General features: G+C 59.4%; 15 protein-coding genes and 1 pseudogene. 11 read left to right on the top strand and 5 right to left on the bottom strand.

The features are described from left to right. From BLT09_RS34950 to BLT09_RS18650, 11 genes and pseudogenes are all read left to right on the top strand, one after another. A pseudogene (locus BLT09_RS34950) lies at positions 1-142 on the top strand (LacI family transcriptional regulator); the annotation flags it as partial. Between the two features lie 167 nt (positions 143-309). Continuing rightward, the gene (locus tag BLT09_RS18695) at positions 310-732 is read left to right on the top strand and encodes a VOC family protein (protein ID WP_091595506.1); all 423 of its coding nucleotides are present in this window, start codon (positions 310-312) and stop codon (positions 730-732) included. A gap of 181 nt (positions 733-913) precedes the next feature. Beyond that, positions 914-1,114 carry a hypothetical protein gene (locus BLT09_RS18690; RefSeq protein WP_091595504.1) on the top strand — a complete coding sequence of 67 codons (201 nt, stop codon included), beginning with the start codon at positions 914-916 and terminating at the stop codon, positions 1,112-1,114. A gap of 112 nt (positions 1,115-1,226) precedes the next feature. After that, on the top strand, positions 1,227-1,451 hold the full coding sequence (locus BLT09_RS18685; RefSeq protein WP_091595669.1) for a dodecin: 225 nt from the start codon (positions 1,227-1,229) through the stop codon (positions 1,449-1,451). Between the two features lie 396 nt (positions 1,452-1,847). After that, on the top strand, positions 1,848-3,578 hold the full coding sequence (locus BLT09_RS18680; RefSeq protein ID WP_091595503.1) for an adenylate/guanylate cyclase domain-containing protein: 1,731 nt from the start codon (positions 1,848-1,850) through the stop codon (positions 3,576-3,578). Between the two features lie 427 nt (positions 3,579-4,005). Further along, positions 4,006-4,932 (top strand): ArsR/SmtB family transcription factor, encoded by a 927-nt coding sequence (locus BLT09_RS18675; protein ID WP_091595501.1) that lies wholly within the window; start codon positions 4,006-4,008, stop codon positions 4,930-4,932. Between the two features lie 182 nt (positions 4,933-5,114). Next, a complete protein-coding gene (gene arfA / locus BLT09_RS18670; RefSeq protein ID WP_091595499.1) occupies positions 5,115-6,626 on the top strand; it encodes an arabinosylfuranosidase ArfA in 1,512 nt (503 codons plus the stop codon). Between the two features lie 45 nt (positions 6,627-6,671). Next, positions 6,672-7,763 (top strand): ABC transporter ATP-binding protein, encoded by a 1,092-nt coding sequence (locus BLT09_RS18665; protein WP_091595497.1) that lies wholly within the window; start codon positions 6,672-6,674, stop codon positions 7,761-7,763. 1 nt (position 7,764) lies between these two features. Next, a complete protein-coding gene (locus tag BLT09_RS18660; protein WP_091595495.1) occupies positions 7,765-8,700 on the top strand; it encodes a carbohydrate ABC transporter permease in 936 nt (311 codons plus the stop codon). Continuing rightward, positions 8,697-9,545: a carbohydrate ABC transporter permease gene (locus BLT09_RS18655; RefSeq protein ID WP_091595493.1), complete on the top strand. Its 849-nt coding sequence runs from the start codon at positions 8,697-8,699 to the stop codon at positions 9,543-9,545. Before BLT09_RS18660 ends, BLT09_RS18655 begins: the two co-directional genes overlap by 4 nt. A gap of 97 nt (positions 9,546-9,642) precedes the next feature. Further along, positions 9,643-10,962 (top strand): ABC transporter substrate-binding protein, encoded by a 1,320-nt coding sequence (locus BLT09_RS18650; RefSeq protein WP_091595491.1) that lies wholly within the window; start codon positions 9,643-9,645, stop codon positions 10,960-10,962. Between the two features lie 81 nt (positions 10,963-11,043). On the opposite strand, the gene BLT09_RS18645 is transcribed toward BLT09_RS18650, so the two are convergent. The 5 genes from BLT09_RS18645 to BLT09_RS18625 form a co-directional block, all read right to left on the bottom strand. Continuing rightward, positions 11,044-12,003, bottom strand: a complete 960-nt coding sequence (locus BLT09_RS18645) for an adenylate/guanylate cyclase domain-containing protein (protein ID WP_329608784.1) — start codon at positions 12,001-12,003, stop codon at positions 11,044-11,046. A gap of 169 nt (positions 12,004-12,172) precedes the next feature. Beyond that, positions 12,173-13,225: an alpha/beta fold hydrolase gene (locus tag BLT09_RS18640; RefSeq protein ID WP_091595487.1), complete on the bottom strand. Its 1,053-nt coding sequence runs from the start codon at positions 13,223-13,225 to the stop codon at positions 12,173-12,175. A 43-nt stretch (positions 13,226-13,268) separates the two neighbouring features. Then, positions 13,269-14,006 carry a hypothetical protein gene (locus BLT09_RS18635; protein WP_091595485.1) on the bottom strand — a complete coding sequence of 246 codons (738 nt, stop codon included), beginning with the start codon at positions 14,004-14,006 and terminating at the stop codon, positions 13,269-13,271. 53 nt (positions 14,007-14,059) lie between these two features. Continuing rightward, a complete protein-coding gene (locus BLT09_RS18630; protein WP_091595483.1) occupies positions 14,060-14,866 on the bottom strand; it encodes an SDR family NAD(P)-dependent oxidoreductase in 807 nt (268 codons plus the stop codon). A 130-nt stretch (positions 14,867-14,996) separates the two neighbouring features. Next, complete coding sequence (locus BLT09_RS18625; protein WP_091595481.1) at positions 14,997-15,659, bottom strand: VOC family protein; 663 nt, start codon at positions 15,657-15,659, stop codon at positions 14,997-14,999. Between the last annotated feature and the right edge of the window lie 27 nt (positions 15,660-15,686).

Genomic DNA, 15,686 nt, shown 5'->3' with positions numbered 1-15,686 from the left:
GCTGGTGGTCAACGAGAACTTCCGGCTGGCCGGCGCCGAGCTCGCCCGCTCGGTGCTGGGCTGGATCGGCGGCGCGGCACCTGGCTCCTTGCAGAACCTGAGCATGCCTGGCGAGGTTGTGGCCTATCGCCGTCCCGACTAGAGCGGGATACGTTCAAATAGAATTGGGCATCCCGCTCCATCTATTTGTCTTAGCCTGTTGCAAGCTGGACATCAGTTGAGCCGACGCTGAGCCGTTGCGGAACGCGTACGAAAGCATAATCTTGGGTAGTGTGTGATGTGAGCCGCGATGCTGCGCGAGGTTCCCCAATGGCTTACGAGGCCGCCAAAAAGCCGTTGTTCCGAAAACTCGACAACTATCTACTGCATGTAAGCGATCTTGACGAAGCCATATCCTTTTATCGGGATCGGCTCGGCCATGCCCTTATCTGGCGGGACGCGGAAGCCGCCGGATTCGCGTTGCCTGAAACTGATGCAGAACTAGTAGTTCATCTTCGTATTGGTCCAGAGACCGATATTCTGGTTGATGACGTGGACGCGGCATTTCGAGAATTTTTGGCATCGGGCGGAGAGGCAGTGGAACCGCCCTTCGACATCGCGATCGGGCGATGCGCTCGTGTTTGTGACCCTTTCGGCAACGTGCTTGTAATATTGGATCAATCGAAGGGAACGCTCACCACGGACGCGGAGCAGAATGTTATCGGCGTAGAGCCCGCGCGTTATCCAACCTGACCGTCGACATTCCACCTAAGCTCAGCCATCAGGGGGAGGAGCGGATTGCGCTGGAAGCGGCCCATCCAACGCTGCCAAATGGCCGCTCGCCAATCCAGACCGCTATCGTGCCAGACCGCTATCGTGGTCGTGTGCCGGAACACCATCGGCCGCGAGAGCCATTGCGGCGCTGCCGCGCTGCATGACCACTCGGCGCGCCGTGCCGGCTACTGAAGCACTCTACCTCGCCTGCGAACGCGAGGCCGCAAAGAGTGATCTAGATACCAGCGAAATCATGCAATGCTCGGTTCTTTACGAGGAGTTGAAGCGGCGCGCCTTTGACGGCAACTTCAAGCTATTGAAGACCTGGGCAGATATACAGATCGTAGCCGAAGGATATTGAGGTCGCCCGCTCCTTTCCGAAGCAGTTGCCGGTCGGAGATAAAGCGCTCGCTGCTCACTTTCCGCTTCCGGATTGCGCCACAAATATGGTGCAAACTGGAAAGGAGCATTCCATGGATGAGAGGCATATCTACAAGGTGGTTGAGCTCGTAGGCTCATCAGGTGAGAGCATCGACGATGCTATTCGCGTGGCGATCGCCCGCGCCGGAAAGACGCTCAGGAACTTGCGTTGGTTCGAGGTAACGCAGACGCGCGGCCATGTTGAGAATGGTGAGGTTCGTCACTTCCAGGTGACTTTGAAGGCTGGTTTCACGCTCGACGACGGTGAAGGCGACTAGGGTATCAGCCGGCGCAGTCCGGCGAGGCGAATGAGGGGCGCAGTTGCCACGCACCACGCTCCCCGTCGATCCATTCGCGCATGCGAACAGGAAAGTTGCGCCATAAGCCGCCGTTCCCGACAGTTCTCCGGACCGGACGTTCCCGCTCCGGCAGGTGTCTACCCTGAGCGGCCTCTACCGAACGGCGACCAACGAGTCAGCAGGAACCCTGAACGGACCTTCCTGTACTCTTTTGCTGCCGACAGCGGACATTCGCTGAAACCAGCACTGATGCCCCCCATCGCAGACCTGTGTCGGCCCCTGAGCAATGTTCGGAATGGGACCCATAGCAGCAATGGACATCGTGGCATGGCACAAATACCATCGGCGGAAACTGGGCCTTAAGGCATCATCTAAATGGCCGATGAACGCGCCAAACGCCGTCTTGCCGCCATCGCCGTCGCCGACGTCGTGGGGTACTCGCGCCTCATGGAGGCCGACGAGGCGGGAACGCTGGCGGCGCTGAGGGAACAGCGGAAGAGCGTCTTGGAGCCGATAGTGCGCGACCATGAGGGCCGCATTGTCAAGGTCATGGGCGATGGCGTGCTGATGGAATTCGCCAGCGCGGTGAACGCGGTCGAGGCGGCGCTGGACCTGCAGGAGAAGATGGCCGAGGTCAACACGCTTTTGGGCGAGGATAGACGCATCCTTCTGCGCATCGGCATCAATCTTGGCGATATCATTGGCGAGGGATCCGATGTCTACGGCGACGGCGTCAACGTAGCCGCGCGGCTGGAGGCGTTGGCGGAGCCGGGCGGGATCTGCGTTTCGGCAAAGGTGCGCGATGAACTGCGTGGCAAGGGCGCTCATGTCTTCGACGAGATGGGAGAGGTCGAACTCAAGAACATTGCCAATCCGGTGCGCGTGTTCAGAATCGTGAACGGTGTGGCGCCGGCACCCGCCGGGCCTGCGTTGTCGCTTCCCGACAAGCCGTCGATCGCGGTCCTGCCTTTCACCAACATGAGCGGCGATCCTGAACAGCAATATTTCTCCGACGGCATCACTGAGGATATCATCACCGAACTATCACGCTCGCGTGCGCTGTTCGTCATTGCCCGGAACTCGTCGTTTCAGTATCGCGACAAAGCCGTGGACGTGCGCCGGGTCGCGCGCGACCTCGGCGTGCGCTACGTCATCGAGGGCAGCGTTCGCAAAATGGGCGGCCGGATTCGCATCACGGCGCAGCTGATCGACGCCGTTCCAGGCAATCATCTGTGGAGCGAGCGTTTCGACCGCAGGATCGAGGACCTATTCGACGTTCAGGACGAGTTGACACACACCGTCGTCGCAACCGTGGTGGGCCGGCTGGAGGACGCCGAAATCAGGATGGCGTCGAGCAGGCGGACCGACAGCCTACCGGCATATGACTGTCTGCTCCGCGGTATTCAGCAATTGCGTGGGTTCGGCATGGAAAACAACCGTCGTGCTCGCGAGTTGTTCGAGCAGGCCGTTTCTCTCGATCCGCAATACGCTATGGCCCACGCCTATCTGGCCCTGTCACTTCTGGTCGAGAATAACTACGGTGCCGCGTCGGATGCCATCAAACAACGGGCATTGGAGGTGGCCATGACTGCGGTCCGGCTGGACCCGCGCGAAAGCCGATGTCACACGTTCCTCGGGCAGATCCACCGATTCCGCGATGAGTACGATCTAGCGATAACGCACCTCGAAAATGGTGTGGCGCTCAACCCCAACGACGTGGTCGGCATAGTGCACTTGAGCGCGGCGTTTGGCGTGTCCGGTCGCGCCGAAGAGGGCATCGAGCTGGCTCGCCGGGCCATCAGACTTGATCCTTATGTTAAGTTCGCCTGGGGTACCCTTGCCTTCTGTCTATACGCCGTGAGGCGCTATGAAGAAGCCTTGGCGGCAAACCGGAAGCTCGGGCACGAGCTGTCGCCGTGGATGATGGCGCGCGAGTCAGCCTGCCTGGCGCAGCTTGGGCGTCTCGACGAAGCTCGCTCTAAAGCCGCAGAGGTGCTCCGCCGCAAGCCCGGTTTCAGCGTGCGGGCGGAGATGCCGCACTACCGATATCCTGCCGATGCCGAGCATCTGCGCGAAGGCTTGCTGAAGGCAGGTCTTCCCGAATGAAGTGAACGTCCGTCTTGCATCGACTCCAGCCGAAACGCGAAGATCCGCTTTGGAGAAGCGCCAGGAACGGCCGGAAAATGGCGCATCTTTCCAATTGGCTGAGGGAATGGGACCGTCTGCTCACCACCTAACCGCGACGTAAAACGCTCCGCGGCTGTACGGCAGAACCGAATCCTTCGGCCGGGTCGGTCGCGCTGGAAGCGGCTATCCAGCGCTGCCAAATGGCCGCTCGCCAACCCAGACCGCTATCGTCATGCGCAGGAACACCATCGGCCGCGCGAGCCATTGTGGGCGCTGCCGCGCTTGCATGACCACTCGGCGCGAGAGCCGTGCCGGCTACATGAATTCGGCCAACGCATTGCCTAAATCAGATATCCAGATATACATGACAATTTCGGGTACAGATTTCGCATAGATTGGCAAATCCATGAGTCGCAATTTTCTGGTGATCGAACCTGAGGAAGGCATTGCCGTCCTCAAGGGGCTTGCCTCTTTGGCACGTATCTCCATGCTGAAACTGCTGCATGAAAAGGGGCCGATGAATGTCAACGACATCGCCGCCGTGCTGTCGCTGCCGCAATCGACTGTCTCAACCAATATCCAGGTGCTTGAGGATGCCGGCCTGATCCGTACCGAGAACCAGAAGGCGAAAAAAGGCAGCCAGAAGATCTGCTATCCGACCGCCGAGGAAGTGCTCGTGGTGTTCAAAAGCGAGTATCGTGCGGTCAAGAACAATGCCATCGAAGTGTCGATGCCGATCGGGCTCTACACCGGTTTCGAGGTGACGGCACCCTGCGGCCTGTGTTCTCCGGATGGCATCATCGGTCTGCTCGATGTGCCGAACACTTTCCTCGATCCGGACCGCATGAAAGCTGGGTTGTTATGGTTCACCCGCGGCTTTGTCGAATACCAGTTCCCCAACAATGCCAAGCTCGCCAATGCCGAGATCACCGAGCTTGAAGTGGTGGTGGAACTGTCCTCGGAAGTGCCGGGCACCAGCGCCGACTGGCCCTCCGACATCACACTTGCGATCAATGGCATCGATGTCGGCACCTGGACGTCACCCGGCGATTTCGGCGACAAGCGCGGCGTCTTCACGCCCTCCTGGTGGAAGCTAAAAGGCTCGCAATATGGCAAGCTGAAGAGCTGGCGAATTTCCACGGACGGCACCTATGTCGACGGCGTCAGGATTTCCGAAACCAGCCTCGCTGTCCTCGATCTCAAGGGCCATCATTCAATCCGCATCCGTATCGGCGTCAAGGACGACGCCAAGTGCCCCGGTGGAATCAATATTTTCGGCAAGGGATTCGGAAATTACGATCAGGACATCGTGCTCAGGATCAAAACCGGCTGATATCACCAAATCGGGTTTCGAAAATAATATAGCAATTTCAGTTCATTGACTCTATCGATGGACGATGCCGCCGTCAAATTGTCAGACATTTGGTCGTTTTGACTTGACGAATGCCTATTGCTTCCCTTTGATATCGAACAAGGTGATTTAAATCACTATTTGTGATATTGTGGGAGGAATGCATGAAGGCAGCCGTCACGGCGCATCCGCACTATGTTGTCTCGAAAATTGATCCGAGGCTCTATGGATCCTTTATCGAGCATCTCGGGCGTGCGGTTTACAGCGGCATCTATGAGCCGGGCCACCCGACGGCAGATGCCAATGGCATGCGTCAGGACGTCATCGATCTGGTCAGGGAACTCAATGTTCCGATCGTTCGCTATCCCGGCGGCAATTTCGTCTCCGCCTACAATTGGGAAGATGGCATCGGCCCCAAGGAAGAACGCCCGGTGCGCCTCGACCTCGCCTGGCACACATCGGAAAGCAACGAAGTCGGCCTGCATGAATTTGCGGACTGGTGCGCCTCCGCCAACACCGAGATGATGCTAGCCGTCAATCTCGGCTCGCGTGGCCTCGATGAAGCCCGCAACTTTCTGGAATACACCAATCATCCCGGCGGCAGTAAGTGGAGCGACAAGCGTATCGCGAACGGCCGCAAGGAACCTTTCGACGTCAAGCTCTGGTGCCTCGGCAATGAAATGGACGGTCCTTGGCAGATCGGCCACAAGACTGCGGACGAGTATGGTCGCCTGGCGCATGAGACGGCCAAGGCCATGCGCGCCTTCTCCAAGTCGCTCGAGCTGGTGGTCTGTGGCTCTTCGAATGCCAAGATGCCGACCTACCCTGAATGGGAAGCGACGGTTCTCGACCATACCTACAACGAGGTCGACTACATCTCGCTGCACATGTATTTCGACAACGAAGCCAACGACGCTCCGAACTATCTCGCCATGAGCGAGAAACTCGACGACTACATCGTCTCGGTCGCCGGCGTCATCGACTACATCAAGGCGAAGAAGCGCTCCAGCAAGCAGGTCTACATCTCGTTCGACGAATGGAACGTCTGGTACCATTCCAAGGAGCAGGACAAGAAGATCCTCGGTGGCAATGACGGCTGGCCCTTTGCCCCGCCACTGCTCGAAGACATCTACAATTTCGAGGACGTGCTGCAGGTCGGCCTGATCCTCAACACCTTCATCCGTCGATCCGACGTGGTCAAGATCGCGTGCATGGCGCAACTGGTCAACGTCATCGCGCCGATCATGACCGTTCCCAATGGCCCGGCATGGCGCCAGACGATCTACTATCCCTATCTCTATGCCTCGATCTACGGACGCGGCAATGCGCTGAATCTCAGGGTGGAATGCCCGACCTACAAGTCCACTGTCGCTGGCGACGTTTCCTATGTCGACGTCACCGGCGTGCATGACACGCAAAACGGGCATGTCACATTCTTCGCCGTCAACCGCCATTCGAGCGAAGCAATCGAAACCGTGATCGACATCACCGGCTTCGGCGCGGCCGACATCGTCGATCACCAAGTGATGACGCACGCGGATCTGAAAGCCGTCAACTCGGCCGCGAACCCCGGCAATGTCGGCCCCAGGAAAGGGGCCGGCGCCTCGGTGGCTGGCGGCAAGCTGAGCCTGTCGCTGCCGGCCTATTCCTACCAGATGATCCGCCTGAAGCTCTGACTGGCGGATCATCGAAAAGTGCATGCGCCGAGGAGGAGCGTCGACGTGACAGCCGATATCGAGATCAGGAATGTGAACAAACACTTCGGTGCCATGGCGGTGCTGGAAGATCTGTCCCTATCCATCAAGGCACGCGAATTCATTGTGTTTCTTGGACCGTCCGGCTGCGGGAAATCGACGCTTCTGCGCATGATCGCTGGCCTCGAAACCGTCGACAGCGGCGAGATCGCCATCAATAACGAACGCATCGATCATCTGCCGCCGGGCAAGCGCGGCGTTGCCATGGTGTTCCAGTCCTATGCGCTCTATCCGCATATGACCGTGCGCGACAACCTGGCCTTCGGGCTTGAGAATATCGGCATGTCGCGCGAGGTCATCGATGCCCGGATCAACGAAGCCGCTCGCATCCTCGAAATGCCGCACTTGCTCGAGCGCAAGCCTGGCCAGCTCTCGGGCGGCCAGCGCCAGCGTGTTGCCATCGGCCGTGCGATCGTCAAGGAACCGAAGGCCTTCCTATTCGACGAGCCGCTCTCCAATCTCGACGCGGCTCTGCGCACCCGTACCCGTCTTGAACTTGCCCAGCTTCACCAGCGCCTGCAATCGACGATGATCTTCGTCACCCACGATCAGGTCGAGGCCATGACGCTCGCCGACCGCATCGTCGTCATGAACAATCGCAGGATCGAGCAGATCGGCTCTCCGATGGAGATCTACGAACGCCCCGCGACCAAATTTGTCGCCGGCTTCGTCGGCGCACCGGCGATGAATTTTGTCGAAGCGACACTCGACAGGTCGGCTGAGAATGCCGCGGCCAGGTTTGCGGATGGCGTATCGGTCCAGACCGAGATTGTCTCCAACCAGTTGAGCGATTGCAAGCACACTTTCGGCATCCGTTCGGAAGATGTTCGCATCGTTGCCGCCGGACAGGGAAATGCCGACGGCGTGGTCGAGGTGCTCGAGCGGCTCGGCGAACGCACGTTGGTCTACGCCCGGCTGGGCGATGGTCAGCAAATCGTCGGCTCCGACGCCGGCAACAGCCGCATCGCGGTTGGCCACAAGGTCGGGCTCGCCTTCGACGGCCAGAAATCGCATCTGTTCGACGAATCCGGCCGCGCCTGGCACGCGAGGGAGGCCTGATATGGCCGATCGGCTGACAATGCCGCAGACCGCGATGCCGGCAGCAGGCGTCAGGACTCCGAGCGCTGATATCTACGCGCCGCAATGGCGAAACTTCATGTTCGTCGCGCCGTTCCTGTTCTTCTTCACGACGCTGCTTGTCTTCCCACTCCTCTGGGGAATGTGGCTGAGCTTCCACAAGGCCGATACGTTCTCGTCCGGCAACTTTATCGGGCTAGGCAACTATGTCAGGCTGTTCCACGACAAGGTGTTCCTGCAATCGGTCTGGAACACCTTCTACTTCGTGCTTCTGACTGTTCCGACACTGGCACTCCTCGGCCTTTTTCTCGCGCTTTGCCTCAACCGCCGCACCCGCACTGCCGCGGTGCTGCGGACCCTGTTCTTTTCCTCCTCGGTGCTGTCGGTCACCATCGTCACACTGATCTGGCGCATCGTGTTCATTCCGAATGTCGGTCTGCTGTCGACGATCTACGGATGGTTCGGCGCGACTGCTCCGGCTTTCATTTCCGATCCCAGCCTTGCGATGATCGGCATCGCTATTGCCACCATCTGGTGGTGCATCGGCCTGCCGATGATGCTCTTTCTCTCGGCGCTCCAGCAGATCCCGCAGGATATCTACGAGGCGGCAGCACTGGACAATGCCAGTCGCTGGCAGACGCTGCGCTCGATCACGCTGCCGTCCATCAAGCGCACCTTCATTCTGGTGGTCATCATCCAGATCGTGCTGCAATTCCAGCTGTTCGGCCAGGCCTGGCTGATGACGCGCGGCGGCCCCAACAACCTGACCAAGCCGATCGTGCTCTACATCTACGACACCGCGTTCCGTCGCTGGGATCTGGGCCTGGGCGCCGCGGCATCGGAAATCCTGTTCATCCTCATCCTGATCGCGGCGATGGCCCAGTACCTGGTGACGCGCAGCAGAGGAGACCAGACATGAGCGCTCCAGCCGTTTCGATCAAGGGACGGGCATTCGGCGACCATTTGTTGCTGGCCCTTGTCATCCTACTGTCGATCGTCATGATCGCACCGGTTCTGTGGGTCATCGGCCTGTCGCTCAAGGACAATGCCGAACTGATGGCCGATCCGAATTCGGTGTTTCACGCGCCCTATACGCTAAAAAACTACATCAACACCGTCGGCACGTCGTCGGTGTTCATCTGGGTGCGCAACAGCATCATCGTCTCCGGTGGATTGACGCTCGGCACCTTGATCCTGTCGTCGCTTGCCGGCTACGGCTTTGCACGACTGAATTTTCCCGGCCGGGACGTGCTGTTCGTCATTGTGCTGTTCGGCCTGGCCGTTCCGGAACAGGCAGTGCTTGTCGCCCGCCACCAGATCTTCAGCGTGCTGAAATTCCACAACACCTATCAAGGGCTCATTCTTCCCGGCCTGTCGGCTCCGTTTGGCGTCTTCCTGATGACACAATATTTCAAGGCCATTCCAAAGGAACTGGACGAAGCCGCCATGCTGGACAATGCCGGCCGCTTCAGGATTTTCTGGAAGGTGCTTCTGCCGCTCACGCTGCCTGCACAGGCAACGCTCGGTATCTTCACGTTTCTCGGCGCGTGGAACGATTACTTCTGGCCGCTGATTTCGGCAACAAAGAAGGACATGTTCACGCTGACGGTCGGCATGGCCTCGACGCAGACCAATTTCGCGCAGTCCGAAGGCATCGGCTTCCTGATGGCGCAGGCGGTGTTCGCCGGTGCGCCGATCCTGATCTTCTACCTGTTTTTCCAGAAATACATCGTCACGGCGGTCTCCGGCGCCGCGGTGAAATAGCGAAAATTGCCTGATGGCCGGGGGAAGGCGCAGCGATTGAAGCACGAAGGCCAATCCAGGGTGGAGCGGCGGAAACTCAGTAGTAGGAGGAACTGATATGAAACTGAAGAAAATACTGTTTGCCGCCGTTTCTGCGGGCGCGACGGCGCTTGCAAGCCCAAGTTTTGCGACGACCGAACTGAACGTGCAGCGCTTTTTCGGCGCCTGCGATGCCGATTTCGGCACCAACACCGATCCCACCAAGGCGGTTGGCGAATGTGGCATCATCACGTCGCTGATCAACAAGTTCAACGCCGACAATCCCGATGTGCACGTCAACGTCACCACCGTGGAGTGGCCTGGCTATGATCAGCTGACTGCGCAGTTTGCTTCAGGCGACGCTCCGGACATCGTCACGATCCACGAGTCCGTGCTTTCGGACTACCAGTCGAAGGGCCTGTTGATGCCGCTGGACGATCTCTTGAAGTCGGTCGGTGTGACACCCGACGCCTTCACGGATGCGGCGAGCAATGGCGCGACCAAAGACGGCAAGATCTACGGCCTGCCGATCGACAGCTGGACGATGCTCTATCACATCAACATGGATCTTTTCAAACAAGTCGGGCTCGTCAACGCCGACGGCACGCCGATCCTGCCGAAGTCGCCCGAGGAACTGCTCGCCCAGGCCGAACAGTTCAAACAGAAGACGGGCAAGCCCTATTTCGTCCAGAACCTGGCCAATGAGACGGCACTCTACACGCGCAACCTCTACACCTATCTTTTCCAACAGGACTCCGACTTCTTTGCCGATCCGAAGCATGTGAAGTTGAATACGCCGGAGGCCAAGAACGTCATCGAGATGTACAAGGCGATCTTCGACAAGGGCTACACTACCAAGGACCTCGACTATGGCGGCTCAATCAACGCCTTCCTTGCTGGCGAGGGTGGCGTCCACCTTAACGGCACCTGGGTCGTCGGCGACTACAACGCCCAGTCAGAAACCAAGGGTACGGCGCTCAACAAGGGCGGCTATGCGGTTTATCCGTATCCACAGCTGTTTGGCGGCGCTCACGCGCAATATGCCGACGGCCATACCTGGGCAGTCTCGCAGAAGGACCGCACGCCTGAACAGACGGCAGCAATCGGCAAATTCCTGAAGTTCTTCGCGGACAACGATTTTGAATGGTCACGCACCGGTCATTTGCCGGCATACAAGGCCGTCATCGCCTCTGACGCCTTCAAGGCCCTGCCGCATCGCAACGCGATCGCCGCGGTCGCCGATCTCGGCAAGCCGCTGCCCTCCGCCGTACAGCGCCAATTTGCGATCCAGGACATTGTCGGCGAAGAGATGAGCGCTGCAATCAGTGGCCAGAAGGACGTCGACGCCGCACTGGCCGACATGGAAAGCCGCATCAACGAACTGCTCGCCAACATTTGACCGCAGGGCGAACACTCGCTCCACCCCACGGCTGGAAACAGTCGTGGGGTATGGTGGTGCAGAATGATGGCGCCACTCCAATCAGGCTTCCAATGCTAGCCTTACGGCTGAAATCTGAAGCGGTTCATCTCGGCCTCTAATCACATGAAATCCGAGGTTCTCCGCGACGACATGTGGAGGTAGAACACGGATACCGGCGAGAAGATCTGCGGAGACCAGGATAGGTTGACCGAGAGCTTTGGATAGCGACTCCAGACGTCCAGTGGTATTCACGACATCGCCGAAATACGCGATCTTGTGTCGCTCAAGGCCAATCTCAGCGGTAACGACCGAGCCGCAATGCAGGACGGCGCGAAACTCCGGCACCTGCCCGAAACGCGCTTGCCACGCCGCCGCCTGATCCCTTATGACCGCCGCGAAGTCGAAGACGCAACGAAGACACGCGGCGTCCCGCATGCCGCGATCCATGGGCCAGGTGACCACCGCCATATCCCCGATGTAGTCGTCAATAGAGCCCTGGGAGCGACGAACAGGCGACGCAAGTGCGTTGAATATCTGTCCGAGGTAGGCCTGGGTCTCCAGATCTCCGTACCGATCCGCGAAGTGCGTGGAGCCACTGACATCGAGGAACAGAAAGATCCGCTCCTCCTTGATGGGACGGTGATAACGACCAAGAAGCAGGCTGGTGAACAGGCTTGGCCCGATAAGGTCACGCAGTCGGAACACGAATGCGACGAGGGTGGAGACGCCGAGTGAATACAGAAGACCGGACTCCGACATCACCATGGCTTCGCGAGCGGTGCTCATATAGCCGAGGAGATGGTGAAGCGCTGTGCCGGCGGCGGCATTGCCGATCAAGATCGTCAATACGTAGGTTGCGATCGTAGCCACGACGAAGACCGGCGTTGCCGCTTGCCGGATCACATTACGCCATCGGCGCAAGATAACGCCGCGCTCATACAACAGAATAGGAGTTCCGATGAACACGCCCCTGACTGCGGAGTGCAGTGCTTCGACATCGAACATCAGTGCGTAGGCCAAGCCCGCTACTGCCCCCACAATGGGTGCGAGGAGCCACTGCAAAGGGCGACGAAAGCGGTCCCGGCCGCGCCAAATGTTCATTTCGTATCGGAGGGATTGCCCCGGGTGTGATTTCATCAGTTTTTGCCTTGGGCATGGTCGATCATGTATCGTGGCATGGCCGTTTTGCTCAGGCTAGACTCGCCACCTGAATTATGGCGTCTGCAAATGCCTTCGGTGCTTCCTGAGGAAGATTATGCCCTATGCCACCGGTTATGAGCCGGTGCTCGTATTTGCCGGAGAACATCTTGGCGTAGGCGCTGGGGTCGGGATGCGGCGCGCCGTTGGCGTCGCCCTCCAGAGTGATCGTCGGCACGGCGATGACTGGAGCTTTCGCAAGTCGCAGCTCCAGTTCGTCATATTGTGGCTCGCCTTCCGCCAACCCGAGCCGCCAGCGGTAGTTGTGTACTACGATGTCGACATGATCCGGATTGTCGAAGGCGGTAGCGCTGCGCTCGAAGGTTGCGTTGTCGAAATTCCACTGCGGAGAAGCGAGCTGCCAGATCAGCTTGGCAAAATCCCGCGTGTGTTTACCGTAGCCAGCGCGGCCCCGCTCAGTGGCGAAGTAATATTGGTACCACCACTGCAGCTCGGCTTTCGGCGGCAGCGCCATCTTGTTGGCCTCCTGGCTGCCGATCAGATAACCGCTGACCGAAACCAGGGCCTTGCAGCGTTCCGGCCACAATGCCGCGACGATGTTGGCCGTGCGTGCGCCCCAGTCGCAACCGCCGACGATCGCCTTATCGATCTGCAGTGCATCCATCAGCGCAATGACATCAATCGCGACCACCGCCTGCTGGCCATTGCGTGGCGTTTTGTTGGAGAGGAACCGCGTGGTGCCATAGCCGCGTAGATATGGAACGACGACCCGAAAGCCTTTCGACGCCAAAATCGCCGCAACGTCGACATAGGTGTGGATGTCGTACGGCCATCCATGCAGGAGGATGACGACCGACCCTTTGCCAGGACCGACATCGGCATATCCAATGTCGAGGTCGCCAGCTTGAACCTGCTTCAACGGACCGAACGACGTGTTTGCTTGTGGTTCGATTGTGCCGGCGTCCGGTTTCGTAATGCTGGACTGCGCATTTGCCGAGCCCGTCATGGCAAACTGAGCGGCCGCGACGGTGGTGACGGCCACGCCCAAAAAGTGACGTCGATGGAGGTCGATCTGTTCGGTCATAGTGGTTTGTATCCGTTGATAAGGCATGGTGCCTGGTGGAGGATTATTTTCGGTCGACTGTCACATCGGACACGTCGACCGTGATAGGTGCGAATGCTTGCTTTGCGACCCCCTCGGCGTCATGCAGGAGCACACGCCGCCGTGTCGGGAATACGAACCCGTCAAAGGTTTTGTGGTCATAAGCGTAGTGTGCGACCGGCGGGTTTCCCGTCACGTCGGGCGAATAGTCCATGCGCCGCTGCATAAACGCATCGTCGTAATAAAAGACCTGATCGGCGTTATGGTTGGCGATGGTCTTAGGGAACGTGACGGCCAGCCGTCGCCAAGTTTGCGCGCCCTCTCTCCAGGCGGCGATTTCTCGTGCTTCGACACCGGGCAGGGTGAAGACGAACGGCGCCGTGAGGTAGTTCCATACGGCGGCGCTCGTGAAGTACGCCACCTGGATCGCATCCCAGGGTGTGCTGCCATCCAGAAAGGGCAGCGGAAATGAGCCACGTGGATTGAAACGTTCCTCGACGATGCGGCCGTCGCGCGTAGCGATAGCGATCCGTTCGGGACCGACATCCAGCACTGACATACGGTCTGGCGCTGTGAAGGGCGCAAAAACGATGTGCTCGCGATGTGGATCGAGCGTGACCGTCTGCCTGGAATAGATGTCCGGCCAGCCCCTTGCAGCCCAAAATACGCCCCCCAGCGACATTTCCGCAGTGATGCTTGTAACGTTGCCCCAATTCGGCAAACCGCCATGCGCCTCGAGGACCGCCGTCAAAAGTTTGTCCATTTTGATTCTCCTCCGGCGCTTTACTCAGGCTGACCCATTGAGTTTTCGCTTGGTTACGCGGCCACGGCGATGCCGTACCGCGCCGGCGAGGTGTTGAGCGAAAGGTTCGGGATGAGTTTCTGCCGGGCCGCTTCATAAGCGTGCCAGTCGGCGACGTCGGGAAGCGAGGGAATAGTCACCAACTCGCCCTGGTCGAGGCCGGCAAGGGCCGCGTCGACAAGGTCATCGGACTGCATGATCGCCTTGCTCGGCAGATCGTCGAGCGAACCTCCTGATACGTCCCAGAAATTGGTGGCGATGGCGCCGGGCAGAACCACCTGGATGCGCAGCTTCTTGTCCGCAAGCTCCTTGTGGAGCGAAAGGCTGAAAGCGAGCACAAAGGCTTTCGTCGCGCCATAGACACCGTTGAGGATTTCCGGCGCGATGGCGACCGCTGACGAGATGTTGATGATTGTGCCGCCGCCTCGCGCCACAAAGGCCCGAGCCGCGGCATAAGTCAGGCGAGTCAGCGCTGTGATGTTGAGCTCGATCATCGCCTGCATTTTGTTCACGTCGGACTCCAAAAGCGGCGCGACCCCGCCGATGCCGGCGTTGTTGACCAACATCGTGATGGCGGGATCGGCGCCGAGCAAGGTCTCGATCCGGCCCAGATCCGCCTTGTCGTTGAGGTCAGCCGCAACAGTGCTGACGTTGCAATTCGTTGAGCCGGCGATGCGCCTGGCCACTTCGTCCAGCCTCTCCTGGCTGCGTGCCACGAGAATGAGGTCATAGCCGCGGCGCGCGAGCCGGTCGGCGTAGATCGCTCCAATCCCGGCGGAGGCGCCGGTCACCATCGCGATGCCCATTTTGGAATACGTCATAATCGCTCTCCCATTCGATTGCGCTGGCAACTGCGCGTGAAAACCATCAGCCGCAAACCTGGCTTGGATCGCCGGCTAAGTTTGGCGGCGGGACGGTGACCCGTCCCGCTCACCCAATCTCGGTTACTGCTTAAAGCGGCAGCGGTTTGCCAGCCTGCTCCGCCACCATGTACTCGGCGTACCAGTCGGGCCAGTTCTCGTCGCGCTGGCCGCCGTTGCGCTTCTCGTGCTCGCCATGGGCTAAGCCCGCGCGCCACATTGCGGCCGCAAGGTCCGCTACCGAAGCATAGTCCGTCGTATTGGAATCGACCCGGCCAGGGAGCCGGGTGGTGACCTCCTGCAGCAGCCACTCGTTGCCGTCTGGATCCTTGAAGGTTGCGTAAGAGGAATAGCTCTGCCGCTCCGGATGCCTGCCGCTGAGCGCTGGTTTGCCCGGACCGGCGCGGTGGAACACTTCGCTCACCTCGACGCCGTGGCCAATGAGTTCGGCGCGCGCGGCGTCAATTTCCGACACGACGAGGAAAAGCCCGCTTGCGGAGCCGGGCGCGGCCGACGTGATGCCGGTGCCGAAATGGATCGAGGCCGGCGAGCCCGGAGGCGTGAACTGCATCGCCCGGAACGTGTCGCCGACGACGAAGTCGCCGTCGAGCCTCCAACCCAGGCCTTCGTAAAACTGCTTGGAGCGTGCTGCGTCCGAAACTGGGATAACCACGGCCTCGAGCTTCATGTCGAGCGTCCGCGTTCCGGCTGTTTCGATCGGTTTTTCGCTAGGCGTCAGAGTGGTGCTGCTCATGTCGATATCTCCTTAGGTTTAACCTGT

This window comes from Mesorhizobium muleiense, assembly GCF_900099905.1.
GTDB classification, from domain to species: Bacteria; Pseudomonadota; Alphaproteobacteria; order Rhizobiales; family Rhizobiaceae; genus Mesorhizobium; species Mesorhizobium muleiense.
Note: the sequence above shows the minus strand (reverse complement) of the source record. Positions and strands in the feature narration are given on the sequence as shown.